The organism is Amycolatopsis sp. w19 (genome assembly GCF_051373225.1).
GTDB lineage: Bacteria > Actinomycetota > Actinomycetes > Mycobacteriales > Pseudonocardiaceae > Amycolatopsis > Amycolatopsis japonica.
Map to the genome: position 1 here is coordinate 1 of NZ_JBPQFM010000019.1, position 22,993 is coordinate 22,993.

A 22,993-nucleotide genomic window follows, 5' to 3' on the forward strand; every position below is an offset into this window, starting at 1 on the left:
CCCGGACCACCGGGACCGGGCTGACCCGGAGCGCCGGGACCGGCCTGCTGCGAAGGCGCCGGGCCGTTCTGCGGCGGGCCCTGCGGAGGCGGGCCCGCGGGCACGCCGTTGGGTCCACCCGGGCCACCGGGGCCGGGGCGCTGCTGCGGGGGCTGATTCCCCCGGGTGAGGTACCCCGCCGCGGCCTGCAGCGTCGGGGCGTCGACCTCGGGCAGCGCGAAGTCGTTCTGCCGGACGTGGTCGATCAGGTCGAGCTCCGGCGAGACGCCGTACTCGCGCAGGTAGAAGTTGACGGCGGCGGGCCAGATCCACTGCCCGTCGCTGTGGAAGGCGACCGGGACGGTGGCCTCGGGCGTCTGGGCGAGCCTGTCGATGTCGTAACCGCGTTCGGTAACCACCAGCGGCGCGTGGTCGAGGTATTCGAGCAGCCTGTCCTGCTCCTCGATCTCCAGGTCGGGCCGGTTGATCACCGGACGTCCGGCCGGGCCGATGGTGTCGAAGATGCGGGCGATGCGGAAATGCGGTCCTGGCTGCTCGGGGCCGAGGCCGGACATGCGCCGGATCAGCCATTCGGGCACGTTCTCCTCGGAGCGGGGGAACATGCGCAGTTCGTCGGAGAGCGCCTGCGGAGGCGGCGCGAGACGCCACTGCGGCTCGTCGCGGTTGTATTCGAGGTTGTAGCTGGACGGGTGGTCGAGCTGGTAACGGGCGTTGAACCAGGTGCCGCGGCCGTCGCGGTACATCCCGGCACGGAGCCTGCCGAACAGCGTCGCGATGTCGTGCGTCGCGACCCACTCGTGCGAGGTGCCGTCCTCGGTGATGATCTCGCCGGTCATCTCGTGGTACCTGCCGACGGCTCGGTACTCGGCGGTCACCTTCCGCCAATCACGCGGAGCGGCCCGCAGCAGGGCGAGGCCGATCTGTTTGACCAGGGTGTCCTGCTCGGTCGCGTTCAACTGAGTCGTCGGTTGTGCCACGGTCACATTTTGACCGTATCCGCGCTCCTGTGCACCCCGCATGTGGGTTTTGCCGCTATTGACTCCCCCGGAAGTCGCCCTGACCTGCTGCCCGATCACTCACCCGGGATACTGACGGGGTGAACCGATTTGCCGGCGAGACCCCGAAGGACGAGGACTGATGGCGGTGGCCGGACAGCGGCGTGACCGTGGGGCACTGCTCCATCACCTGCCGTTTCTGCTGGTGATGCTGGTGGTGGCGGTCGCCGCCCTGCGGATCGGCCAGTACCACTGGCGGCAGGGGGCCGCGCTGATCGGCGGGGCGTTGCTGCTCGCCGGCCTGCTCCGGGCGGTGCTGCCCGAAGCGAAGGCCGGGTTGCTGGCGATCCGGGGCAAGCCGGTCGACGTCCTGACCTACGGCGCGCTGTCGGTGTTGATCCTCTTCATCGCGTTCACGATCACCGGCGGGCCCCTGTCCTAAGAGGTCAGGACGCCATCGCGGGGGCCAGGCGTGCTTCGCGGCGGTCCATGCCGCCGGACACGACGGCCAGCGAGAGCCCCAGGACGGCCAGCGACGCGCCGACCCAGTTCGGCGCGACCAGGCCGAAGCCGCCCGCGATCACCAGTCCGCCCAGGTAGGCGCCGATCGAGTTCGCGATGTTGAACGCCGACTGCACGGCCGCGGAGACCAGCGACGGCGTCCCGCCCGCCTTCTCCATGATCCGGGCCTGCATCATCGGGCCGATCATGAACCCGGCGAGGCCCACGAAGAAGATCGTCACCGCCGCGCCGACCTTGCCGTTCGCGGTGAAGGTGAAGATCGCCAGCACCGTGGCCAGGCCGAACAACGAGACGTAGAGGCTCGGCATCAGCGCCTTGTCGGCGAGCCTGCCGCCGAGGATGTTTCCGATCGTCATACCGACCCCGGCCAGCGAGAGCAGCAGGGTGACGTTCGACGGCGAGTAGCCGGTGACGTCGGTCAGCATCGGCGCGATGTAGGAGAGGCAGGCGAACACGCCGCCGAGGCCGAAGGTGACGATCGCGAGGGCGAGCCACACCTGCGGACGGCGGAACGCGCCGAGTTCGCCGCGCAGCGACGGCTCGGCCGGTTTGCCCTGGTGGGGGACCAGTTTCGCGATCGCGGCCATGGCGATCAGGCCGATCACGGCGACGACGCCGAAGGTCGCGCGCCAGCCGACCTTCTGGCCGAGCAGCGTCCCCAGCGGCACGCCGACGACGTTGGCCAGGGTCAGGCCCAGGAACATCATCGAGACGGCCTTCGCGCGTTCGCCCGGCTTGGCCAGGCTGGACGCGACCACCGCGCCGGCGCCGAAGAACGCGCCGTGCGGCAGGCCGGCGAGGAAGCGGAAGGCGACACCGAACTCCTGGTTCGGCGAAAGCGCGAAGAGGGTGTTGCCGAGCGTGAACAGCCCCATCATCGCCAGCAGCATCGTCTTGCGTGGCAGCCGGACGGCGGCGGCGGTGAGCAGCGGTGCGCCGACCACGACGCCCAGGGCGTAGCCGGAGATGAGGTAACCGGCGGACGGGATCGACACGCCGAAGTCGGCGGCGGCTTCGGGCAGCACGCCCATCATGACGAATTCGGTGGTCCCGATGCCGAAGGCACCGATGGCGAGCGCGAGCAGCGCGACGGGCACGGCTCTCCTTCCGGGGGTCGTACGTGAGTAAACGATTACTCGCCCAGCGTCGCGGATGGGGAGCTGAATCGATTTAGGTCTCGGGCACAAAAGAAGACAGCGCGCGTGCGGCCCCAGCGTCGACGAGCTGTCCTGCGTCCAGTTCAACGGATCGAGGGGGCGTTTGTCATCCCGGTTTCGGGTGAGGCTGACCACCCTCAGCGGCGGGCGGCGAGCACGCCCTGGAGCAGTCCCGGGAAGAGCTCGTCGAGATCGTTGCGGCGCAACGAGTTGTAGCGGGCGGTGCCCTGCTGGCGGCCCATGATGATGCCCGCTTCGCGCAGTGTGCGCAGGTGATGGGTGAGTGTGGACTTGGTCACGGCGACGTCGAAACCGCTGCACGAGATCTCGGATCCGGCGTCGGCCAGCTGGCGGACCATGTCGAGCCGGACCGGGTCCGCGAGCGCGGCGAGGACCGCCTCGATCCGGATCTCGTCCCGATCGGGATAGGCGTACTGCTGCGTCGCGGCCATCCGTCCATAGTACGACGCCCCTCGAACTTCCCGCCTATCCGTAGTACGGTCACCATCGAACTACGACAACCATCGAACAACGACCCCGTGTCGCCTTTCGCGGGCTAACCGCGATCCGGCGCCGACCTGCGTTTAGCGGGCTAAACGCGATCTGTGGGGTCTGGAGCTGGGGAGTCATGACTTTCGCACCACCCAGGACCGCGGTGCTGGCGCTCGGCACCTTCGCGGTCGGGACCAGCGGCTACGTCGTCGCCGGGCTGCTGCCGGCGCTGACCGGCGAGCTCGCCGTCTCCGAGACGGCCGCCGCCCAGCTGGTCACCGCCTTCGCCATCGCGTACGCGGTCGGCTCGCCCTTGTTCGCCGCGGTCACCGGCCGCTGGGAGCGCCGCACGCTCCTGGTCGCCGCGCTCGTCGTCACCGCCATCGGCAACGCGCTCGCCGCCCTCGCGCCCGGCTACGTGACCCTGCTGCTCGCGCGCGTCGTCACCGCGATCGGCGCTGCGGTCTTCACCCCGGCCGCGAGCGCCGTCGCCGCCGAGCTCACGTCGCCGGAACGCCGGGGCCGCGCGGTCGCGCTCGTCTTCGGCGGGCTCACCGTCGCGACGATCCTGGGCGTCCCGCTCGGCAGTGTCCTTTCGCAGAGCGTCGGCTACCAGGCCGTCTTCGCGCTCGTCGCGGCCTTCTCGCTCCTCGGCGCCTTCGCCGTCCGGATGGTCTTGCCCGCCGTCCCGGCGCCGCCCCCGGTCCGGCTGGTCGAACGGTTCACCGTCGCCAAGGATCCACGTGTGCTCGCCATGCTCGGCGCGACCGTGCTCGGCTGCCTCGCCGCGTTCTCCGTCTACACCTTCATCTCGCCGGTCCTGTCGGCCACCGCGGGTATCCACGGCACGACGGTCAGCCTGCTGCTGTTCGTCTACGGCGCGGGTGGCGCGCTCGGCAACGTCCTCGGCGGCCGCGCCACCGACCGCTGGGGCGCGAGGGGACCGCTGCTGATCGTGTTCGGCGGGATCACCGTGGTGCTCGCGATGCTGCCGCTGGTGGCGACCACCGTCGCGGGCGCGGCCGTCGTCCTCTTCCTCTGGGGCCTGGCCACCTGGTCGGTCAACCCACCGATCCAGCACCGGCTGATCGAGCTGTCCAAGCAGAACGCCGGGCTCGTGCTCTCGCTCAACGCGTCCGCGATCTACCTCGGCGTCGGCCTCTCCGGCCTGGTCGGGGGAGCGGTGCTCAGCGGCGGCGGGCCGCTCCTGCTGCCCGAGATCGCGGCGGTGCTGACCGCGCTCGGCGCGGCCGTGGTCGTGGCGGGCTGGCGGAGCCGCGTGAAGCAGCCCGCCATGGCCGAGTGACGACTACTCGGCGCGCGTCTGGACTTCGCAGTCGGGGCCGGGGAAGACCAGCCCTTCGTGTCCGTCCGCGAACCGGACGAGATACGGCGGGGCACCGTGTTCGCCGCGTACCTCGAGGATCTCGCCGCGTTGTCCGGCCGAGCCCACCGTGCGTCCGTGCACGTGGATCTCGTCTCCGACGGTCGCCTGCATGAGAACCACCTCCGACGTTTCAAGGTTAGGAGCGTCGGACTGATCCCGCTACAGTGTCGGCATGATCCTCGAAATCCTTGGAGGCGCGACGCCTCACGTCCGGTGAGCCCGTCGATCCGGGTCCGCACGCCCTCGGAGCTGCGTGCGGCCAGAAGAAGGAAATCCCATTCCTGCTGGGGGCATCTCGTCGCGGCACCGCTGTGGCCGCTGCACGGCGCGAACCTCGGCACCCTGCTGCGGACCTGCGACGCCGTGGGCGCTTGCCTTGCCGTACCGAGGTTTCCCTGGGTGCCGGAGGCGCTGCGCCGGGGGAACACGTTGCGGCGTCCGGCTTGTGTGCACTGGGTGCACGATCCACCCGGCTGGCTGACGCGGGAGAAGGCGGCGGGCACGGTGATCGTCGGCGTCGAACTCGCCGACGAGGCCGTGCGCCTCGCCGATCTCCCGCCCGCGCGAGGGCGGACGATCGCCGTGCTCGGCCATGAGCAGCAGGGGATTCCGCCGGAAGCGCTCGACCTTCTCGACACCGTCGTCGAAATCCCGATGGTGGGCACCGGCGCGAGCCTCAACGTCGCCGTCGCCGGCAGTCTGGTGTTGTACAAATTGGCGGGCTTGCTCTGACCGTCGTCGATAGGCTGCCCGGATGACCGACGTACTCGACAAGGTGGCCGGGAAGAGCGGCGAATTGGTGCTCCGCAGGGCGGGCGATGATTTCGAGGTCATCGCCAACGGCGTCTTCCTGATGGACACCCGTAACGGTGAATCCGAACGGTTGCTCGTCTCGGTGGCCGCGGATCTGGTGCCGGGCAAGGCGCGGATGCTGATCGGCGGGCTCGGGGTCGGCTATTCGCTGCGCGCCGCGCTGGACCACCCCGGTGTCGGCGAGGTCGTGGTCGTCGAGCGCGAGCCCGCCGTGATCGGCTGGAACCGCGAGGGCCCGCTCAAGGACGTCCACGACGACGCCCTGTCCGACGAACGGGTCACCGTGGTCGAGGCCGATCTGGTGAAATGGTTGCGCCGTACGGAAGAGCGGTTCGACGCGCTGTGTCTCGACATCGACAACGGTCCTGAGTGGACGGTCACCGACGGCAACGCGAAGCTGTATTCCGACGCCGGTCTCGATATGCTCACCGCGCGGTTGCGGCCGGGCGGCGTGCTCGCGGTGTGGAGTGCCGAGTCGGTGCCGTCGTTCGCGAAACGGCTGCGGGCGCGGTTCGGCGAGGTTCGGGAGCTGAAGATCCCGGTGCCGCAAGGAGAACCGGACGTGCTGTGGTTCGCGCGGGTGTAGCCGACGCCGCGCGCGTCAACGCCCGCTGGTGCGATGTGGTGTGCCGGACCGGCACCTTCACCGCTCGCGTCTGGAAGTCGCCGATCCGGACGCCGCCGCTGTACCCCGACGCGGTGACTCTGACTCCCGACGCGACGGTCGCGGAGGTGCTGGACGGGATCGACGCCTCACCGGGCTGCGCGGTGAAGGACAGCTTCGCCTGCCTGGATCTCGCGCGCGAAGGTTTCGAGGTGCTCTTCGAGGCGACGTGGATCGCGCGGATGGCCGACGTGCCGCTCGAACCGGGCTGGGCCCGGGTCGACGACCGGTTCGACGATCCGTCCGTCGCCGTGTGGTCGAACGGCGTCGCCGGAGTGACGGCCAATCGTGACGGCGGCTTCGCTGGACTGTCCAATTTGTACACTCAGGGCGACCTGGACGAGGCCTGGCGCGGCGCGACCTCGGCCGTCGCGGCGAGCTTCCCCGGCTTGCCGATCACCGGCTACGAACGCGGCGAAGATCTCGACGCCGCCCTCCGCGACGGCTACACGGCGCTGGGGCCGCTGCGGGTCTGGCTGAAATGATCCCCGCATGGAGATCACCACCTGGCACCTCGAACAGACCTCACCGGACGACCTGAGCGCGGCGAAGCCGCCTGCCGTCCCGGTGACGGTCACCCGCGCCGAGCTGGTCAGCCCGGAGCTGAACCGCTACCTCTACACCGCCGTCGGCGGCGACTGGTTCTGGATCGATCGGCTCGGCTGGTCGTGGGATCAGTGGATCGAGTGGCTGGACAGGCCGGGCGTCGAGACCTGGGTGGCGTACGCGCAGGGGACGCCGTGCGGGTACTTCGAGCTCGACGGCACTGTCGAGGGCGAAGTGGAACTCGCGTACTTCGGCCTGATGCCGTCCTTCGTCGGCAAGGGCCTCGGAGGGCATCTGCTGACCGTCGCGCTGCGGGAGGCGTGGACGCTCGCGGAGCGCTGGCCGGGCAAAGCGCCGGCGCGCCGCGTCACGGTCCACACGTGCACCACCGACGGCCCGGCCGCGCTCAAGAACTACCAGGCGCGCGGCTTCCGGCTGTTCCGCACCGAGGTCGAGCAGGCCGAACTGCCCGCCGAGACGCCGGGACCGTGGCCGGGAGCCGGGAAGAGGAAGTAGCTACCGGCCGGCCTCCTGCTCCGTCCTCGGCCCCTCCCAGCCGTGCCGGGCGGCGATCTCCGCCGCCCGTTCGAACTCCGCGGGCCCCCACTTCGGGACCGGCATGCCCGGCACGGCCGGATCACCCGCCTCCTGGAAGAACTTCTCGAACCCGGCGGGGGTGTAGACGAAGATCGTGTGCGCGACGTGGGCGCTGATGTTCTTGAAGCAGTGCGGGACGCCGCGGGGGACGAGCACGAAATCCCCCGCCTTGCCGAGGAACTGCTCGTCGCCGACGGTGAAACTCAGCTGGCCGGACAGGACGTAGAACGCCTCGTCCTCCTGCGTGTGGACGTGCAGCGGCGGACCGCTTCCCGGCAGGATCGAGGACTCCAGGACGGACATGGCGCCGTTGGTGCTCTCGGCGCTCGCCTTCACGGTGTAGACGTTGCCGTCGAACCAGGTCGTCGGCCCGTGGCCGGCGGGAACGAGCGCGGATGGTTCGGTCATGCTGCTCCTTAGCGGTTGGCCCATGGCCGGTCGGACTGGTACGGGCGCGCGGCGGTCTCCTGTTCGAACGGCGCGCCCGCGGGGATGTCGATCAATTCCATCTGCATCCCCCACGGCGTCAGGAAGTACACCCATCGATCTCCCGCGATCGGCCCGTCGGTGATCGTTTCCGGGTCGCCGAGGACACGGACACCCGGTCGGGTCCGCAGATAGGCCGCGGCGGCGTCGACGTCCGTGACGTGGATCGCCAGGTGGTGACCGCCCCAGTCGCTGTTGCGGGGAAGCTCGCGGCGCTGATCCGGCGCGGTGTACTCGAAGAGCTCCAGGTTGGTCACCGGTCCCATCCGGAGCATGGCGACCCTGGCGACGGCCGAGGCGTCCACGGCGAGTTTGCGGGTCATCCAGTCGCCTTCCCGGTCCTGCACCGGGCCCTCGGTGTAGATCAGCTCCGCGCCGACGACCTCGACGAAGAACTCGACCGCCTGCTCCAGATCCGGGACGGTGTAGGCGACATGGTGCACCGCCCTGGCCCCGGGGATGCCCCGCCGGGTCATGCCACGCCGCCGGGCACTTCGATCATCAGCCAGTTCAGGTGTTCAGTGCCCTGATTCGCGAAACGGTGCACCGCACCGGCTCGGGTGGCGATCAGGTCGCCGGGGCGCAAGTCGTGCGACACCTCGTCGACCCGCAGCGCACCTTCGCCCGACAGCACGAAACAGAACTTGTCGGTCCCGGCCCGCGTGTCCTCCACCCGGAGGCCGCCGGGCGGCAGCGAAGCCCAGTGGATCGCCTGCCAGGTGCTGCTCAGCCCACCCCGGTCGATCAGGCGGTTCCCGTCGGCGTCGGACCGGCCGCCGACGTCGGTGACGATCACCTCGTCCGCCCCCGTCTCGTGCAGCGTACGAAGGTTCTCCGCCGCATGGGCGAGTTCGGCGGCGGTGAGGTCGTTGAGGAAACAGGCCGCACCGATCCCGACCGGGATCGGCATCCGTTGCAGCCCGTCCCGGTGCCGGACCGTCTCCCGTAGCGCGTGGTCCAGCAGTTCGGCCTCCATCAACGGATGCCAGACGGGCAGGCGCAGCCGACGCATGAGCCGGAAGATCCGCTCGCGGTCCACTGTGGACACCAGGCCGCGGGCCTCGGCGAGCACCGTGGTCAGCGCCATGTCGATGGTCACGGCCTCGCCGTGCAGCAACGCGGGAAGCGCCCGCATCTCCAGCGTGGGACTGAACGAGTGACCGTAGTCGACCACCCGTTCCAGCTGCTTCTCCCACAGGTTCGGCTGCAGCTCCTCCAGCATGCCGCCCACCGCCCGGCTGAACACCTCGCCGGCGACGAGGTCGCCGGTCTGCGTCTGGCCTGTGAGCCGTTCGGCGAGGAGCAACTCGGCGTGGTCCTCCAGCAGCCGGAACAGCCTCGCGTCCTTGATCAGCGCGATCTTGAGGATCTCGGCGAGGCCGTTGCTGATGTGCCGACCGTCCACTGTGGCCAGGAAATCGCGGTCCAGCAACGCCACCGTCGGCGCGAAGTACGAGCCGAGACGGTTCTTGTGGTCGCCGTGGTTCACGCCGGTCTTGATGCCGACGCCGGCGTCGACCAGCCCGATCAGTGAAGTGGGGACCCGGACGTACGGGGTCCCGCGCCGGTACAGGCTGCCGACCAGGCCGACGATGTCGAGCACGACGCCGCCACCGATGGCGATGATCGGCTCGTTCCGGCGGGAGATACCGAACGAGTCGAGGTCGTTCACCACGGTGAACACCGACTCCATCGTCTTGGTCTCCTCCGAGACGGGCAGGACGCAGAGGCTGTATTCGACGTTGTGGTGTTCCAGGTATTTGCGCACGTTGTCGCCGTAGATGGCGTAGACCTCGGCGTCGACCACGACGAACCGCCGAAGCCGTTCGGCGCGGACGAGGGTGCCCGCGTCGAGCAACGCCGGGTTGGACGGGTCGAGTACGCCGGTGGTCAGCCGGACTTCGTAGTCGACGGGGAGCTGGGCCTCGACCCGCCAGTGGTGGGCGGGCGGACCCGTCTCCACCGGTTTCGATTCGACCGGTTGCATGTTCACGTCCTCGCGACCACTTCGTTGACGGCTGATTTGACTGCGGTGGCGACGGCCTCGATCTCGTCGGCCGTCGAGAGCGGTGTGATGCCGAATCCGGCGCCGAGATAGCCGTCGACCACGCCGACGGACAGCGTGATCGACCGGCCGAGGATGTCGTCGGTACGCGGCAGCATGTGCGGTTCGTACCGGACCTCGGTGGGATGGGCCTGGCAGCCGAAAGGATGTTCCGACGCGGTGGGCATGCGACGGCTGATCAGCTGGGGCATGTTCCCGTAGTAGTGACGGCCGGAATCGATGAGCGTGGAGGTGCCGAGCTTGGCGGCCACCGCCCGCGCCGTCTCGACGGTTTCGAACCGCAGCACGAAGAAGGAATGGCATTCGCCGTCCGGATCGTTGAGCCGCCTCCGCTCGACGCCGGGCAGCTCACCGATCGCCTCGGCGAGCGCGGTCTTCTGCTTGCGCAGGGTTTCCAGGATGAGATCGATCTTGCGCAGCTGGCCGAGCGCGACGGCGCCGCTCAGCTCGTGCATCCGCAGGTTCAGCCCGAACAGCGAGTCGGCGTCGGCGATGCCGTGGCGCATCGGTTTGAACCCGTGGTCGTGGAAGGCGAAAGCACGTTCGTAGGCCTCGTCGTCCGCGATCGTGAGAAGCCCGCCGTCACCGCTGGTGATGATCTTGAAGAGGTTGAGGGAAAAGGCGCCGGCGTCGCCGACGGTGCCGAGTGCGCGGCCCCGGTACCGTCCGCCGGTGGCCTGGGCGGCGTCCTCGATCAGGAACAGGCCGTGGTCGTCCGCGATCCGGCGCAGCTCGTCCAGCGCGGCGGGCGCTCCCAGCATGTGCACCGCGAGAATGGCCTTGGTCGCGGGGGTGATCCGGCGCGCCACGTCTTCGGGGTCGAGGGTCAGCGATTCGTCGATCTCGGCGAGCACCGGGACCGCGCCGCGGTGGACGATGGCGGCGATGGACGCGATGAACGTGTAGCCGGGGACGATCACCTCGTCGCCGGGGCCGACGCCCAGCGCCGCGAGCGCGGTGAGCAGCGCGGAGGTGCAGCTGTTCACCGCCAAGCAGTGGGCGGCGCCGGTCCGCTGCTCGAATTCGCGTTCGAGCGTGAACACCATGGACGGTTCGGCGTTCTCGTCGAACCGGTACCTGTTCAGCTGCCAGGTGTCCAGCGCACGAGTGACCAACGCCTTCTCTTCGTCACCGAGGAACAAGTAGCCCGGGCCGCTCATCTGCGCGCCTTTCCGCCGAGGATGGATGTTCAGTGCCGAGAATTCCGCGCGCCGCCCGCAACGCCATCGCGACGCTGGTCAGGGTCGGGTTGCTCGCGTTGGGGGTCGGGATGAGGCCGTTTCCGCCGAGATAGAGGTTTTCGACGCCCCAGACCCGCGAACCGGGGCCGACCACGCTGGTGTCCGCGTCGGTGCCCATCCGGGTGGTTCCCGCGATGTGCAACGGAAGCGTGGGAACGATGAACCGTGGTTCCGACCCCGGCAGGTACGACCCGAGCGCGGCCGCGGCCCGCCGGAGGTCCGCCATCATCCGATGCTGCCGTTCGCGATCCCGTTCGCCGAGCGAGAAGTCGAAGCCCGGTCGCGGCAGGCCGAAGACATCCTGTTCGGTGTCGGAGAACCGCACCCGGTTCTCCGGGCGCGGGTCGACGAGCCCGAACCAGCGCAGGTCGACCACCAGCCGCTTGTCGATTTCCCGGTTCGGCACCAGATCGGCGTAGGGCAGGTCGCGATGGATCTGGCAGTGCCACGGACGGTCCGCCGACACCGGGATCCAGACGTTCGGATCGGCGTCGTCCACCGGGATGGGCAGGGGATCGGCGGGACGGCTCGCCCGGTGGGCGGCGACCCGCTCGGCGAAGCGCTCGTCGGCCGCCACGCGAGCGACGAGGTCGTCGCGGAGCACGACCTGGCAGAAGGCGACCGGCTGTTCGGTGAGGTAGCGGCCGAGCGCCGGCGGACGGATACCGGAGGCGTACAGCAACTGTGGGGTGAGCACGGCGCCGCAGGCGAGGACGTACGTGTTCGCCGTGACCCGCAGCGTCCGCCAGTCGCGGTGGTCCTCGATCTCGGCGTACTCGATCCGCCCGCCGTCCGCCGACGGTACGAGACGGCGGCACAGATGCTGTTCGCGCAGCACGAAATCGTCCCGCCCGCCGTCCGCGAGCGGGCCGAGAACGGTGTCCGTCCCGGTCCAGCGCACGAGCCGCGGGTTGTCGGCACGGCGTCGCGCCGCCATCGGCAGATGCCGGACCCCGTATGCGTCGGGCAGCTCGCGGTATTCCGAAGCGAGCGCGTCCAGGACGATCCGATGCGAGACGGCGTCCGCGGTCAGGTCGGCTCCGGTGTGAAGCAGTGCCTCGGCGTCGTCGTAGAGCCGGTTCCACTCGGCGGCGGTGAAGGCGTCGGACAGTTCGACGGCCGGGTGGTGCCGTGGGGTCACCCCGGTCCAATGGGTGGCCATCCCGCCGACCGCATAGGTGGCGACGCCCGCGTCCAGGCTGATCAACCGGCCGGGCTCGGCAGGCTCGGCGGCCGGAACCGACAGCGGGTGCAGATGCCCGCTGACCAGACCGCCGAAGCGCTCATGGCTGTGCTGGTAGGCGAAGTGGTTCTTCAGGTGCTCGCCAGGACGGCTGGAGAGCTGCGGACCGGCGTCCACCATCATGACGCTGCGTCCGCCTTCGACGAGCGTGCGCGCGAAGGTCGCGCCCACCGGCCCGGAACCGACGACGAGAACGTCGACCTCGATTCGCTGGTGACTCATGGGACTCTCCTTTCCCTGGTCAGTCGGACGGGGTGCGGGTCGGCAACCGCAGGCTCACCGAAGCGGGCATCAACGCCAGGAACAGCATTTCCAGCGGGGAGTCGCCGACGTTCCGCCAATGACCGGCCGACGCGTGCGCGCAGAAGACCAGTTCGCCTTCGCGGGCGCGCAGCGGGTCTTGGCCGTCCTCGACGAACTCGGCCTCGCCGCGAAGCACGAACCAGGCTTCTTCGATGTCACTCCGGCCACGTCCGTCGAGGACCGCGCCCGGTGCGAGGCGGACGAAATCGAAGGATTCGCATTCACTGAACAACATCCCGCGGCGCCCGAGGCACCGCCACACCGCTTCCCCGGCGTCGCCGTCGAGGGTCCGGGTGAGTCCGTCGCCGGAGTCGGAGACGATCATTCCGCACCTCCCGCGTCAGCCGGGACGACCAGGCTGACCACGAAGAACTCCAGTCCGTCCGGCCCGCCCTCGACGGTGACGGAACCGCGGAACGGCACCCCGACCGATACCCCGTAGCGCAACGGGACGGTGGTGGACCCGGATTTCGCGGATCCGGTGCCGCCGAGCGTGAAAAGCACGTGCTCCTGCTCGTCGGCCACCAGGGTCTCGGCCTGCCCTGGAGCGAGCTCGATCAGCCGGGCCCGGCGAAGCGGCCCGGACAGATAGTCCAGCGCGTCGACATCGCGGACCTCGCGGAGCTTGATCACCTCGGCGCGGTCGCCGCTGGTGTCCTGTGCGGGTACCTCCGGCACCATTCCCGGGCCGGAAACCTCGATGACCAGCCAGATCAGGTCTTCGTCACCGACATTGCGGATACCGTGCCGGGTGCCGAGGCAGGTGGTGAGCAGATCGCCGGCGGTGACCGGATGGTCGACGCCGTCGATCGTCATCACGCCGCTGCCGGAGACCACATAGTCGAATTGCTCGGTCCGGCTGTGCAGGTGCACGCCGCTGGCCCCGCCCGCGGGCAGGAAGGAACACTCCACCGCTTCCCATGCCCCGAACAGATTGTTCCGCCTGGCAAGGCATTTCCACCGGGCGACCTTCTCGCCGCCGTGCATTTCGTAGACCTCGGACAGCTCGTCCAGCGTCGTGACGGTCAGCCGGTCAGCCATGGTCGGCTCCGGTCAACGGCGCGGGCGCCACCGGGATCCGCGCGGGGAGCCGGTCGGTCACCGCGGTGGGCAGCACCGCGAAGGAAAGCAGTTCGAGGTGACCGGTGGACGGGTTGTGCACCGAACCGCGCGTTCCGCCCGACCAGAGCACCAGGTCGCCAGGGTGCAGCGGGACGGAATCCTCGGCACCTGGCCTGAATTCTCCTTCGCCGCTGAGCACGAACCAGACCGCGTCGACCCCTTCCCGGCCGCGCCCGTCCCTCGTCCCGCCCGGCGGCAGGCGGAGATAGTCGAAGGCCTCGCATTCGCTGTGCAACATCCCGCGCCGGGCCAGACAGCGCCAGGCGCCGCCGTCCTGGCTCCGGCTCAGCCCCTCGGCGTTGGTGACGATCACCGCGCCGCCCCGGCGGTCTGCGGTGTGGTGAGGCTGGCGATGAACAGTTCCAGGCCTTCGTCGCCCGCTTCCACCGTGACACTGCTGCCCAGCGGCAGGGTCAGGGCGACGCCGGCGCGCAGCGGCACCGTCGTCGATCCGGTCACCGCGGTTCCGTTGCCGCGCACGATGAACAGGGTGTGCTCCTGGTCCTCGGCGATCAGCGTCTCCTGCTGGCCGGGCTCGAACTGCGGCAGCCGGATCCGGCCGAGCGGTCCGCTCAAGAAGACACGCGCGTCGATCTCCCGTACTTCACGAAGATTGATCACCACGGCGTTGCTCATCGTTTTCCCCCGTTTTCGGTCAGTTTCTGGTGTTCGGAATAGACGGCGGCCATAAGCGGGCCGACCACTTCGACGACCAGCCAGGTCAGCCGGTCTTCGCCCGAGTTGATCAGGCCGTGCCGGGTGCCGATGCCGTTCAGGATCAGGTCACCGCCCCGCACCGGGTGCTCCTGACCGTCGAGGAGCATGGTCCCCGTGCCGGAGATGACGAAATAGAGTTCTTCGGTCCGGGTGTGCACGTGTTCGCCGCTGATCCCGCCGGGCGGCAGCGCGGCCCATTCGACCGCCTCCCACGAGCCGAACAGGTCATGGCGGCGGGCGAACGCCTTCCATTCGGAGGCGCCGTCCGCGCCGTGCACGCCGTGGACCACCGACGCCTGGTCGAGGTCGGCGACCACCATGCCGCGGCTCATTTCCGCAGTCCGTCGAAGTGGGCGAGCCAGCCGTTCAGCGTGGGAGCGGAAGCCAGCTCTTCGAAGACGACCGGCACCTTCGCCCGGCGCCAGCGACCGACCAGCCGCATCATGTCGATCGAAGTCAGGCCCTGCAGGATCAGGTTGGCGTCGCCGGGAACGTCCTCGGGCCGGGTGTCCAGCAACGGGGCCAGGAGTTCGCGCAGTTCCTGCTCGCCGGGTGGTTGCGTACTCGACGGGGAATCGGTGTCCATGTCAGCCTTTCCGGTTCGTTACCGACAGACGGGATCGCTCGGCGAGCCGCACCAGCGCCACCTTGTCGACCTTGCCCAAGGGGGTGACCGGGAGTTCGTCGACGAACTCGACCCGGTCGGGAAGCTTGTAGCCGGCCAGCCCGCAGTCGTGCAGGGCCCGCTTGAGGTCGGGCAATGACGGGCGTTCGCCTGCCACCACGAGATAGGCGCAGGTCCGTTCCCCGAGGAGGTCGTCCGGCACGCCGACCACCGCCGCGCGGAGCACTCCCGGATAACCGAGCAGGTGCCCTTCCACCTCGGCCGCGGAGATCTTGTCGCCGCCCCGGATGATCACGTCCTTGATCCGGCCCTCGATGACCAGATCGCCGTCGGCGGTCAGCCGGGCGAGGTCCCCGCTGCGGTAGAAACCGTCCTCGGTGAACGCGATCGCGTTGTGCTCGGGCGCGCGGTAGTAGCCCCGCAAGGTGTAGGGGCCGCGGGTGAGCAGTTCGCCGATCTCGCCGTCGGCGACATCGCGGTCGTCCGGGCCGACGATCCGGATTTCGTCCTCTTCGGACAGTGGCCTGCCCTGGGTACCCAGTACCACCTCCGGTGCGTCGCCGAGCCTGGTGAGGGTGAGCAGCCCCTCGGCCATACCGAAGACCTGCTGGAGCTCGCAGCCGAGGACCGGGGTGATCCGCTCGGCGACCGACCGCTGCAGTTTGGCGCCGCCGATCTGGACCACCCGCAGGCTCGACAGGTCCGCCTCGGACCACTCCGCCGCCTCCAGCCACAGCTGGGCGATGCTCGGCACCACCGAGGTCACGGTGACCCGCTCGCGTGAGATCAGGGCGAAACAGTCGTCGGCCGTCGGGTCGTCGGCGAGTACCACCGTGCCGCCGGAGACCAGCGTGCCGAGCACTCCGGGGCAGCCCCAGGTGAAATTGAACTCCAGCGGCAGGACCGCGAGGTAAACGTCCGAAGTGGACATTCCGAGCACCGCGGACGTGGCGCGGATCTGGTAGGCGTAATCGTCGTGGGTGCGCGGGATGACCTTCGGCAAGGCCGTCGTCCCGCCGGAGAGCAGGAAGAACGCCGCGTCCGACGGATCCTGCCCGGGGAGCTCGACCGGTTCCGCGTCCACCGTGGACAGATCGATGACATCGCCGCCCTTGCCGCTGAGGCTGAACAACAGCCGGAGCGAGGGTGCTCCCGAGCGGACCTCCTTCGCCAGCACCCGGTGGTCGAACCCGCGGTGCACCCCGGGCAGCACATACGCCACCGCGCCGGTGATCCGGCACAGATGCCCGATCTCCTGCGAGCGGTGCGCGGTCAGCGCGAACACCGGTTTGGCGCCGAGCCGGAACAAGGCGAAACACACCGCGACGAACTCCGGCACATTGGGCAGCTGGACCACGACCCGGTCGCCGGGGGAGATGCCGTACCTGGCGAAGCCCGCCGCCATCCGATCCGCCCAGCGGTCGAGTTCGGCGTAGGTGATCCGGCGGTCGCCGTGCACCAGCGCGATGGCGTCGCCGTACTCGGCGGCGGCCGTCCGCAGCACGGTGCCGAGTGTCTCGCCCCGCCACAGCAGGGCTTCCCGGTAGCGCCGCGCCGGATCGGCGGGCCAGGGGGTGCATCCTTCCAACACGTCAGTTCTCCGTCGCTGGCTGAGGGGCGGTGAGGATTTCGACGACGGCGGCGCCCATGGAGGCGCCCGCTCCCGAGGACACCAGGAGTACGCGGTCACCGGGGCCGACCTGTCCGGAGGTCCACAGATGTTCGAGGCCGAGGAACACCTCGGTCACCCCGGCGTGCCCGACCTTCCTGATGTAGTCCCAGATCCCGCGTTCGGCGTCGATCCCCAGCGGATCGAGGAACATCGTTTCCAGCGATTCCCAGCCGAAACCGGGATGCGCGACCCTCGCGATCTCGTCGAAGGTGACATCCGCTTCCTTGAGCACCGACTCGGTGACGGCGACGATCTTGTCGCCGAAGTAGCCGATGGGCGGGGTGACCCCCTGCGCCCATTGCTCGCGCATGTACTCCCGCCGCTTGGTGAAGTCCAACGGCTCCCCGACGGTCACCCCCGGCGGGAACAGCGGGTCGCCGCCGCGGTCGAGCGCCTCCATCCGGGCGTCGGACACCGAACCGATCGCCAGCAGCCGGGCGAATCCGCCGCCGCGGGACAGGGCCACCGCCGCGGCGGAGTCGGCGAGCACGAACGCCGAGGAGGTGCGCCAGCGGTCCACCAGCGGGATGGAGAAGTTGTCCGCGGCGGTCACGAGCGCGGACGGGTGGCTCGGATTGGCCAGCAACCGGGTCGCGGCGAGTTCGAGCGCGGCCAGCCCGCCGAGGCAGCCCTGTTTGACCTCGATCGCCGGGATCGGCCGGTCCAGGGTGTTGTTCAGGATGTAGTGCGCGGGCGACCAGGCGTCCGGGCCCTGGTGATGGGCGTGGCTGTGGAACAGGACACCGAAATCGTCCGCGGTCCGGCCGGAACGCCGGATCGCCACGTTCGCGGCCTCGACCGCCATGTCCGGCGCGGGCGTCGACCCGGCGACCGTGACCGACAGGATCCCCGACGCCTCGCGGTCCGCCTCGTCGTACCAGCCTCGCGTCACCGCGGATTCGGTGCTCACCCGGTCCGGCAGGACGCTGCCGATCCCGGAAAGGTAGACGTCCTCCGTCCTCACGCGGGCACCTCCGCCTTGATCTCGGCGGCGACCAGGAAACGCGCGACGCTGTCGAGCTTCTCGCAGGTCTCCTCGAACTCCCGGTCCGGCTGCGACCGGCCGACGATGCCCGCACCGGCCCTCAGCCAGGTCCGGCCGTCCTGGCGGTAGACGGTCCGCAGCACCAGCGCGGCGTCCATCGCTCCTGACTCGTCCACGGTCAGCACGGCGCCGCTGTACAGGCCGCGACGTTCGGTCTCATAGCGGCGAATGGCCTCGTACGCGGCCTCTTTCGACACCCCGGACGCGGTCACCGCGGGAAAGACGGCGGAGAAGGCGTCCCAAGCGTCGTGACCGGCGGAGAGCTTGCCGGTCACCCGGGAGGCGATGTGCTGGACACTGCCTCGTTCTTCCAGCGTCATCAGGTTGCGGACACCCACCGAGTCCGGTTCGCAGACGGTGAGCAGTTCGTCGTTGCCGACCTTCACCGAGATCGCGTGCTCGTAGATCTCCTTCTCGTCCGACAGCAGTTCCCCGCGCAGCCGGTCGTTGGTCGCGGCATCCGCGGTGAGCGCCCTGGTGCCGGCCAGCGGCTGGCTGACGACCGTGCCGTCCTCGGTCACGCTGACCACGATCTCCGGGCTGAACCCGGCGGCTTCCAGGCCGCCCAGCCGGATGAGGAAGGACCGGGCCGGGGTGTTCCGGCGGCGGCCGAGCACATAGGTGCCGACCAGGTCGATGTCCTCGTCCACCTGTACGAGCCTGGACAGGATCACCTTCTGCAGCCGCGCGTCGGCGATGTCCTGTACGGCGCCCGCGACCGCGGCGCGGTACTCGTCGCGGCCGGTCTGCCTGACGTCCAGCGGAACGGCGTCGCTCTCACGGCCTTCGGCGGGGCGGCCGAGCAGGTCGACGAGGACGGCGAGGGTGTCGGGGTCGGTGGAGCGCACCCATGCCCGGCCGGAGCCGATGCGCACCTCGCTCTTGGGCACCACGAGATGCAGCAGGGGCTGGTCGTCCACATGCTTCAGGTCGCCGTCCTTGGCGTAGGACAGCTCGAACGTCGCGGCACCGTAGGCCCGCCAGCCCCGGACGGGCACCATCCCGAGCAGTTCCTTGACCTGACGCAACGGCCGATCACTCCAGGGCAGCCGCGCGGTCCGCACGCCGCCGAGCCGGGCCCCGTCCCGGTCGAGCGTCACTTCGGCGAGCACTCCGCCCGCATAGGACCACTGCCCGTCCTTCTCGTAGATGACGAATTCGCCGTGCGGGCCCGCCTCGGCCAGCCTTGCCGACACCTCCAGCGGATCACCCGCCACCTCGATCGACGTCTCGACGTAGTGCGCCCACTCTGTCCCGCCCATTACAAAGCCCTCGATTCTGCTGACACGACGACAGGAAAGGAATACGGATCCGAATCAGCCCTGGTGCTACCGGCGCCAGGCGGAAACCACTTCGATCGCCTGTTTCGGGTTGAGCCTCGGATCACAGAAACTGGTGTATTTGTCGCCGACATGGCCGATCATCGACTCGTCGGCGACACATTCGGTGACCTCGTCGGGAGTGGTCTCCAAATGCAGCCCGGCGGCCACTCCTCGTCCTTCGGACACCGCACTCCTGAATTCGAGGATCTCCCGTACGACGGTTTCCACGAACCGGGTCTTCAGCCCGTCCGGGCCGCTCACGGTGTTGCCGTGCATGGGATCGGTGAGCCAGCCTGCCCGATGGCCGGCCTCGCGGACCGCGGCGACCAGTGGTGGCAGGCGCTCGGCCGCCTTCCCGGCGCCCATGCGGGAGATGAGGGTGAGCCTGCCGGGGACGCGGAAGGGGTCGAGGCGCTCGCAGAGCGCGACCAGCGCGTCCGGCGTCATATCCGGCCCCACCTTGCAGGCGATCGGGTTGTCGATCGTGGCCAGCAGGGCGGCGTGGGCACCGTCCGGCTGGTTGGTGCGGTTGCCGATCCATGGCCAATGCGTCGAGGTGAGGAGCCATCGGCCCGCCTCGGTCCGGCGCAGCATCGGCAGCTCGTAGTCGAGCAGCAGTGCCTCGTGGCTGGTCCAGACCGACGCCTCCGGCCGTTCGCCGTTGCGCAGGCGCAGGTACTCCATCGCCGCGTTCGCCGCGTCGTAGCACTCGAGCAGGCGCTCCGGATCCGGCCTGCGAAGCACGGGATCCGGCTCCGGGCTGTTGACCAGGTGACCGCGATAGACGGGCAGGTCGACGCCACCGACCCGCTCGGCGGGCCGGGACCGCGGCTTGGCGAACTGGCCCGCGATCCGCCCCACTCGCAGTACGGGTTTGCCGGTGGCCATCTTCAACGCCCCGGCCAGCATGTCCAGCAAGGCGATCTTGCGGGCCACGTACCCCGGCGTGCATTCCGCCGGATCCTCGGCACAGTCGCCCGTCTGCACGACCAGGAGTTCCCCTGCCGCGACCCTCGACAGGTGAGAACCCAGCTTGTGGACATCGTCCGCGTACACCAGCGGCGGCCGATCGGCGAGTATCTCTCTCACCATTCGCGCATGCTGGTGATCGGGCCATTCCGGCTGTTGCAAAGCCGATTCGGCCGAAATCACCGGTAGATCACTCCGCACCAGAGCCTCCCCCAATGAGCCGAGTTCGCCGGAATTCGATCGCTTGATCGGCGGCGTTCGACCATTACTTAATCGCTGGGCATGAGCGGCGAATTCACTCGCCAGACACCGCTGAATTTTCGCGGCGGATTCGATCACCGAATCTATCAGAACACCGGGCACCTGAGTAGATCCGCGGTTCCCCGCCGTCTCGCCAGCGGGACAAATGCGGCCCGCCCGCTATCGGCGACGAATCCGGCAGTTCGCCGGTCGTTGACGCCTGCTCCAACTGAAACTATGCTGGTTGCAGTTTCGAAGGGGGGATGAGGTGGCTCTCAGCAGCAGGAGCGCGGCGGCCATTCACGCGCTGACGATGCTGGCGCGCTGGGAGGATTCGCTGACCTCCGCGGAGATCGCGGACAGTCTGGCGAGCAATCCGGTGCTGGTCCGGCGCATTCTCGGCAGCCTTCGCGACGCCGGGCTGGTGCGGTCGACGGAGGGACGTGGCGGCGGTTGGACGCTGGCGCGTCCGCCGGGGGAGATCACGCTCTACGACGCGTACACCGCGGTCGAGCAGGGGCCGATCCTGACGCGCCATGCCCATCCGCCCAGTACGACGTGCGATGTCGGCCGCCATATGCGCGCTCTGCTCGACGCGGAGTTCCGGGAAGCCGAACAGGCCATGGAAGAACGGCTCGGCCGCACGACGATCGCCCATCTCGTCCAGCAGGTGCTGGCCAAGGGACGCGAGCTCGCCCGCGAAGAAGGTCTTCGCGCCGGCCGCGTCTGAGGTCGGAGCCCTGGTATGGCGTCTCGGGTTCCCGGTCGCGCCCGTGTCTTGGCGTGCGTGGGTGGCGATGTCGCGTGATCAGCGGGACGACACGCGTGACGGGATGGACGACACGCGTGTCCAGGGGGACGACCCGCCGTGCAGCCCGGTCGCGCCCGTGTCGTCCGTTCAGTCACGCGTGTCGTCTACCCGATCACGCGTGTCGTCCGTTCGGTCATGGGAAACGAGAAGCGCCGCAGGCCGGAACACCTGGGATGAAGGGACTTTCTTCGCATGCGATGACGCGGTTGTTCAGTCGAGACTGGGCCGATCAGGCCCACCGCAGCAGAACCCGGTCAAGTCCATCCATAAAGGACGGTCAATGAGCGCGAAACGTCTGATCCGTACCTATCGGTGCGGTGTTCCTGCCGCTGCGCGCGGGCTGAAGGCTCCAGCGGAAGTACATGAAGGACCCCTTCCTTGCGCCTAGGTACAGGAAGGGGGCCTTCATGTACAGCGGAGACGACCAGAACGGAAGCCATGTCCTCGAAATCCAACCCGTGGCCCGCGCTCTACGCGGTCATCGTCGGTTTTTTCCTGCTCCTGCTGGACATGAGCATCGTCGCGGTGGCCAACCCGGCGATCATGGCGGATCTGCACGCCGACATCTCCCAGGCGATCTGGGCCACCAGCGCGTACCTGCTGGCCTACGCGGTGCCGCTGCTGATCACCGGACGGCTCGGCGACCGCTTCGGCCCCAAGAACGTCTACCTGCTCGGCCTGGTGGTGTTCACCGGCGCCTCGCTCTGGTGCGGAGCGTCCACCAGTATCGACATGCTGATCGCGGCGCGCGTCGTGCAGGGACTGGGCGCGGCCCTGATGACGCCGCAGACCATGGCCGTCATCACCCGGACCTTCCCGCCGGACAAGCGCGGCGCGGCCATGGGGCTTTGGGGTGGCGCGGCCGGGCTGGCGGCGCTGGTCGGCCCGATCGTGGGCGGCGTGCTGGTGGATTGGCAGGGCTGGCAATGGATCTTCTACGTGAACGTGCCCATCGGCATCCTCGCCTTCGTACTGGCGGTCTGGCTGGTGCCCGCGCTGGAGACCCGGGAGCACAAATTCGACATCACCGGGATGGCGCTGTCCGCGATCGGCATGTTCCTGCTGGTGTTCGGTATCCAGGAGGGCAACGCCAGGAACTGGGACCTCGTCATCTGGGCGCTGATCGTCACCGGGGTCGCCGTGCTGATCCTGTTCGTCGTCAACCAATCCCGCAACACGCGGGAACCACTGGTCCCGCTGAGCCTGTTCAAGGACCGCAACTTCTCACTGTCCAATGTGGCCGTCACTTCGATGGCCTCGGCGGTGAACGGCCTGTTCGTGATCGCCTACTTCTATCTGCAGCAGGTGCGTGACCTGTCACCGACGAAGTCGGCGATGGTCTTCGCGCCGATGGCGATCCTCACCGGCTTGCTCGCGCCCTTCGTCGGCAAGATCGCCGATCGGCTGCCGCCGCGGATGATCCCGACCATCGGTTTCGCCTTGTTCGCCGGGACCTTGTTCGGCTACACGTGGGTCATGACGCCGGATTCGTCCCTGGCGCTGTTCGTCGTCCTCGGCGCGATCGCCGGTATCGCGAACGCCTTCGTCTGGGCGCCGCTCGCGGCCAACGCGATCCGGAACCTGTCCATGCATCAGGCGGGAGCAGGCTCCGGCGTGTTCCTGACCACCCGCCAAATGGGTTTCACGCTCGGCTCGGCCGCCATCAGCGCGCTGCTGTCGACGCGCATCGCGGCACAGGGGCTTCCCGCCGGTCCGATCGGCGAAACCGGTGACGGCACCAGTGTGCGCGACCTGCAACCCGAACTGCGCGAAACGGTGCTGCACAAGCTGAGCAGCGCGCTCAGCCAGTCCATGTACCTGCCGGCGTTGGTCCTGCTGGTCGGTTTGGTGGCGTCCGCGCTGTTCGTGGGACGGCCCCGCGCCGCGGAAGTCTCGACGGCGCAGGCGGAGAAATCCCCCGCGGGGCGTTGAAGCCCCGCACACCACAGAATGCGGAAA

At 69.1% G+C, this 22,993-nt stretch carries 26 protein-coding genes and 1 pseudogene; 8 read left to right on the forward strand and 19 right to left on the reverse strand.

The annotated features are described in order from the left end of the window. A pseudogene (locus ACSMFO_RS30065) lies at positions 1-983 on the reverse strand (hypothetical protein); the annotation flags it as partial. 154 nt (positions 984-1,137) lie between these two features. On the opposite strand from ACSMFO_RS30065, the gene ACSMFO_RS30070 reads away from it, so the two are divergent. Continuing rightward, positions 1,138-1,437, forward strand: coding sequence for a DUF3017 domain-containing protein (locus ACSMFO_RS30070; protein WP_034304513.1), 300 nt, complete (start codon positions 1,138-1,140; stop codon positions 1,435-1,437). A 4-nt stretch (positions 1,438-1,441) separates the two neighbouring features. Here ACSMFO_RS30070 and ACSMFO_RS30075 read toward each other — a convergent pair whose 3' ends face one another. Together ACSMFO_RS30075 and ACSMFO_RS30080 are read right to left on the reverse strand one after the other, a co-directional pair. Further along, positions 1,442-2,614 carry an MFS transporter gene (locus ACSMFO_RS30075; protein ID WP_038519557.1) on the reverse strand — a complete coding sequence of 391 codons (1,173 nt, stop codon included), beginning with the start codon at positions 2,612-2,614 and terminating at the stop codon, positions 1,442-1,444. 197 nt (positions 2,615-2,811) lie between these two features. Beyond that, positions 2,812-3,126, reverse strand: coding sequence for an ArsR/SmtB family transcription factor (locus ACSMFO_RS30080; RefSeq protein ID WP_436461348.1), 315 nt, complete (start codon positions 3,124-3,126; stop codon positions 2,812-2,814). Between the two features lie 176 nt (positions 3,127-3,302). Between ACSMFO_RS30080 and ACSMFO_RS30085 the strand changes: the two genes are divergently transcribed. Next, positions 3,303-4,472, forward strand: coding sequence for an MFS transporter (locus ACSMFO_RS30085; RefSeq protein ID WP_436461349.1), 1,170 nt, complete (start codon positions 3,303-3,305; stop codon positions 4,470-4,472). Positions 4,473-4,475: 3 nt separating this feature from the next. Here ACSMFO_RS30085 and ACSMFO_RS30090 read toward each other — a convergent pair whose 3' ends face one another. Beyond that, positions 4,476-4,664, reverse strand: coding sequence for a DUF1918 domain-containing protein (locus ACSMFO_RS30090; RefSeq protein WP_436461350.1), 189 nt, complete (start codon positions 4,662-4,664; stop codon positions 4,476-4,478). 102 nt (positions 4,665-4,766) lie between these two features. Between ACSMFO_RS30090 and ACSMFO_RS30095 the strand changes: the two genes are divergently transcribed. The 4 genes from ACSMFO_RS30095 to ACSMFO_RS30110 are packed head-to-tail and all read left to right on the forward strand — an operon-like array spanning position 4,767 to position 7,092. Beyond that, positions 4,767-5,285, forward strand: a complete 519-nt coding sequence (locus tag ACSMFO_RS30095) for a TrmH family RNA methyltransferase (protein ID WP_378415595.1) — start codon at positions 4,767-4,769, stop codon at positions 5,283-5,285. Positions 5,286-5,307: 22 nt separating this feature from the next. Next, positions 5,308-5,952 (forward strand): spermidine synthase, encoded by a 645-nt coding sequence (locus ACSMFO_RS30100; protein WP_038519549.1) that lies wholly within the window; start codon positions 5,308-5,310, stop codon positions 5,950-5,952. Then, the gene (locus ACSMFO_RS30105; RefSeq protein WP_436461351.1) at positions 5,934-6,515 is read left to right on the forward strand and encodes a hypothetical protein; all 582 of its coding nucleotides are present in this window, start codon (positions 5,934-5,936) and stop codon (positions 6,513-6,515) included. The genes ACSMFO_RS30100 and ACSMFO_RS30105 overlap by 19 nt, the downstream gene beginning before the upstream one ends. A gap of 7 nt (positions 6,516-6,522) precedes the next feature. Then, positions 6,523-7,092, forward strand: a complete 570-nt coding sequence (locus ACSMFO_RS30110; protein WP_436461352.1) for a GNAT family N-acetyltransferase — start codon at positions 6,523-6,525, stop codon at positions 7,090-7,092. Here the strand turns inward: ACSMFO_RS30110 and ACSMFO_RS30115 are convergent, their stop codons facing one another. The 15 genes from ACSMFO_RS30115 to ACSMFO_RS30185 all read right to left on the reverse strand — a co-directional run bounded on the left by ACSMFO_RS30115 (position 7,093) and on the right by ACSMFO_RS30185 (position 20,184). Next, complete coding sequence (locus tag ACSMFO_RS30115) at positions 7,093-7,581, reverse strand: quercetin 2,3-dioxygenase (RefSeq protein WP_038519542.1); 489 nt, start codon at positions 7,579-7,581, stop codon at positions 7,093-7,095. Positions 7,582-7,589: 8 nt separating this feature from the next. Continuing rightward, the gene (locus ACSMFO_RS30120) at positions 7,590-8,135 is read right to left on the reverse strand and encodes a VOC family protein (protein ID WP_436461353.1); all 546 of its coding nucleotides are present in this window, start codon (positions 8,133-8,135) and stop codon (positions 7,590-7,592) included. Then, the gene (locus ACSMFO_RS30125; protein WP_436461354.1) at positions 8,132-9,646 is read right to left on the reverse strand and encodes an iron-containing alcohol dehydrogenase; all 1,515 of its coding nucleotides are present in this window, start codon (positions 9,644-9,646) and stop codon (positions 8,132-8,134) included. Before ACSMFO_RS30125 ends, ACSMFO_RS30120 begins: the two co-directional genes overlap by 4 nt. Before the next feature lie 2 nt (positions 9,647-9,648). Further along, positions 9,649-10,884, reverse strand: a complete 1,236-nt coding sequence (locus ACSMFO_RS30130) for a DegT/DnrJ/EryC1/StrS family aminotransferase (RefSeq protein WP_436461355.1) — start codon at positions 10,882-10,884, stop codon at positions 9,649-9,651. Continuing rightward, positions 10,853-12,430 (reverse strand): GMC oxidoreductase, encoded by a 1,578-nt coding sequence (locus tag ACSMFO_RS30135; protein ID WP_436461356.1) that lies wholly within the window; start codon positions 12,428-12,430, stop codon positions 10,853-10,855. The genes ACSMFO_RS30130 and ACSMFO_RS30135 overlap by 32 nt, the downstream gene beginning before the upstream one ends. A gap of 19 nt (positions 12,431-12,449) precedes the next feature. Next, positions 12,450-12,836 carry a cupin domain-containing protein gene (locus ACSMFO_RS30140; protein ID WP_073847387.1) on the reverse strand — a complete coding sequence of 129 codons (387 nt, stop codon included), beginning with the start codon at positions 12,834-12,836 and terminating at the stop codon, positions 12,450-12,452. Beyond that, on the reverse strand, positions 12,833-13,552 hold the full coding sequence (locus tag ACSMFO_RS30145) for a cupin domain-containing protein (RefSeq protein ID WP_073847388.1): 720 nt from the start codon (positions 13,550-13,552) through the stop codon (positions 12,833-12,835). The genes ACSMFO_RS30140 and ACSMFO_RS30145 overlap by 4 nt, the downstream gene beginning before the upstream one ends. Beyond that, the gene (locus tag ACSMFO_RS30150; protein ID WP_436461357.1) at positions 13,545-13,946 is read right to left on the reverse strand and encodes a cupin domain-containing protein; all 402 of its coding nucleotides are present in this window, start codon (positions 13,944-13,946) and stop codon (positions 13,545-13,547) included. The genes ACSMFO_RS30145 and ACSMFO_RS30150 overlap by 8 nt, the downstream gene beginning before the upstream one ends. Further along, positions 13,943-14,269: a hypothetical protein gene (locus ACSMFO_RS30155; RefSeq protein WP_038519521.1), complete on the reverse strand. Its 327-nt coding sequence runs from the start codon at positions 14,267-14,269 to the stop codon at positions 13,943-13,945. Before ACSMFO_RS30155 ends, ACSMFO_RS30150 begins: the two co-directional genes overlap by 4 nt. Then, positions 14,266-14,682: a cupin domain-containing protein gene (locus ACSMFO_RS30160; RefSeq protein WP_436461358.1), complete on the reverse strand. Its 417-nt coding sequence runs from the start codon at positions 14,680-14,682 to the stop codon at positions 14,266-14,268. The genes ACSMFO_RS30155 and ACSMFO_RS30160 overlap by 4 nt, the downstream gene beginning before the upstream one ends. Continuing rightward, positions 14,679-14,936 carry a phosphopantetheine-binding protein gene (locus ACSMFO_RS30165; RefSeq protein ID WP_007032082.1) on the reverse strand — a complete coding sequence of 86 codons (258 nt, stop codon included), beginning with the start codon at positions 14,934-14,936 and terminating at the stop codon, positions 14,679-14,681. The genes ACSMFO_RS30160 and ACSMFO_RS30165 overlap by 4 nt, the downstream gene beginning before the upstream one ends. Position 14,937: 1 nt before the next feature. After that, on the reverse strand, positions 14,938-16,566 hold the full coding sequence (locus ACSMFO_RS30170; RefSeq protein ID WP_436461359.1) for a (2,3-dihydroxybenzoyl)adenylate synthase: 1,629 nt from the start codon (positions 16,564-16,566) through the stop codon (positions 14,938-14,940). A gap of 1 nt (position 16,567) precedes the next feature. Then, entirely contained in the window at positions 16,568-17,611 is a 1,044-nt protein-coding gene (locus ACSMFO_RS30175; protein ID WP_436461360.1) for a ketoacyl-ACP synthase III family protein, read from the reverse strand. Then, positions 17,608-18,954: a salicylate synthase gene (locus tag ACSMFO_RS30180; protein WP_436461361.1), complete on the reverse strand. Its 1,347-nt coding sequence runs from the start codon at positions 18,952-18,954 to the stop codon at positions 17,608-17,610. Before ACSMFO_RS30180 ends, ACSMFO_RS30175 begins: the two co-directional genes overlap by 4 nt. A 66-nt stretch (positions 18,955-19,020) precedes the next feature. Then, the gene (locus ACSMFO_RS30185) at positions 19,021-20,184 is read right to left on the reverse strand and encodes a 3-deoxy-7-phosphoheptulonate synthase (RefSeq protein WP_436461362.1); all 1,164 of its coding nucleotides are present in this window, start codon (positions 20,182-20,184) and stop codon (positions 19,021-19,023) included. Between the two features lie 307 nt (positions 20,185-20,491). On the opposite strand from ACSMFO_RS30185, the gene ACSMFO_RS30190 reads away from it, so the two are divergent. Both ACSMFO_RS30190 and ACSMFO_RS30195 read left to right on the forward strand, forming a co-directional pair. After that, on the forward strand, positions 20,492-20,953 hold the full coding sequence (locus ACSMFO_RS30190; protein WP_436461363.1) for an Rrf2 family transcriptional regulator: 462 nt from the start codon (positions 20,492-20,494) through the stop codon (positions 20,951-20,953). Positions 20,954-21,472: 519 nt separating this feature from the next. Further along, a complete protein-coding gene (locus tag ACSMFO_RS30195; RefSeq protein ID WP_436461364.1) occupies positions 21,473-22,966 on the forward strand; it encodes a DHA2 family efflux MFS transporter permease subunit in 1,494 nt (497 codons plus the stop codon). Positions 22,967-22,993: the final 27 nt, after the last annotated feature.

What these genes read in the sequence shown, in the direction of transcription:
- ACSMFO_RS30070 (WP_034304513.1), top strand. Translation starts at nt 1,138, where the DNA reads ATGGCGGTGGCCGGACAGCGGCGTGACCGTGGGGCACTGCTCCATCAC.
- ACSMFO_RS30080 (WP_436461348.1), bottom strand. Translation starts at nt 3,126, where the DNA reads ATGGCCGCGACGCAGCAGTACGCCTATCCCGATCGGGACGAGATCCGG.
- ACSMFO_RS30085 (WP_436461349.1), top strand. Translation starts at nt 3,303, where the DNA reads ATGACTTTCGCACCACCCAGGACCGCGGTGCTGGCGCTCGGCACCTTC.
- ACSMFO_RS30090 (WP_436461350.1), bottom strand. Translation starts at nt 4,664, where the DNA reads ATGCAGGCGACCGTCGGAGACGAGATCCACGTGCACGGACGCACGGTG.
- ACSMFO_RS30100 (WP_038519549.1), top strand. Translation starts at nt 5,308, where the DNA reads ATGACCGACGTACTCGACAAGGTGGCCGGGAAGAGCGGCGAATTGGTG.
- ACSMFO_RS30110 (WP_436461352.1), top strand. Translation starts at nt 6,523, where the DNA reads ATGGAGATCACCACCTGGCACCTCGAACAGACCTCACCGGACGACCTG.
- ACSMFO_RS30115 (WP_038519542.1), bottom strand. Translation starts at nt 7,581, where the DNA reads ATGACCGAACCATCCGCGCTCGTTCCCGCCGGCCACGGGCCGACGACC.
- ACSMFO_RS30120 (WP_436461353.1), bottom strand. Translation starts at nt 8,135, where the DNA reads ATGACCCGGCGGGGCATCCCCGGGGCCAGGGCGGTGCACCATGTCGCC.
- ACSMFO_RS30125 (WP_436461354.1), bottom strand. Translation starts at nt 9,646, where the DNA reads ATGCAACCGGTCGAATCGAAACCGGTGGAGACGGGTCCGCCCGCCCAC.
- ACSMFO_RS30130 (WP_436461355.1), bottom strand. Translation starts at nt 10,884, where the DNA reads ATGAGCGGCCCGGGCTACTTGTTCCTCGGTGACGAAGAGAAGGCGTTG.
- ACSMFO_RS30135 (WP_436461356.1), bottom strand. Translation starts at nt 12,430, where the DNA reads ATGAGTCACCAGCGAATCGAGGTCGACGTTCTCGTCGTCGGTTCCGGG.
- ACSMFO_RS30140 (WP_073847387.1), bottom strand. Translation starts at nt 12,836, where the DNA reads ATGATCGTCTCCGACTCCGGCGACGGACTCACCCGGACCCTCGACGGC.
- ACSMFO_RS30145 (WP_073847388.1), bottom strand. Translation starts at nt 13,552, where the DNA reads ATGGCTGACCGGCTGACCGTCACGACGCTGGACGAGCTGTCCGAGGTC.
- ACSMFO_RS30155 (WP_038519521.1), bottom strand. Translation starts at nt 14,269, where the DNA reads ATGAGCAACGCCGTGGTGATCAATCTTCGTGAAGTACGGGAGATCGAC.
- ACSMFO_RS30160 (WP_436461358.1), bottom strand. Translation starts at nt 14,682, where the DNA reads ATGAGCCGCGGCATGGTGGTCGCCGACCTCGACCAGGCGTCGGTGGTC.
- ACSMFO_RS30165 (WP_007032082.1), bottom strand. Translation starts at nt 14,936, where the DNA reads ATGGACACCGATTCCCCGTCGAGTACGCAACCACCCGGCGAGCAGGAA.
- ACSMFO_RS30180 (WP_436461361.1), bottom strand. Translation starts at nt 18,954, where the DNA reads ATGGGCGGGACAGAGTGGGCGCACTACGTCGAGACGTCGATCGAGGTG.
- ACSMFO_RS30195 (WP_436461364.1), top strand. Translation starts at nt 21,473, where the DNA reads ATGTCCTCGAAATCCAACCCGTGGCCCGCGCTCTACGCGGTCATCGTC.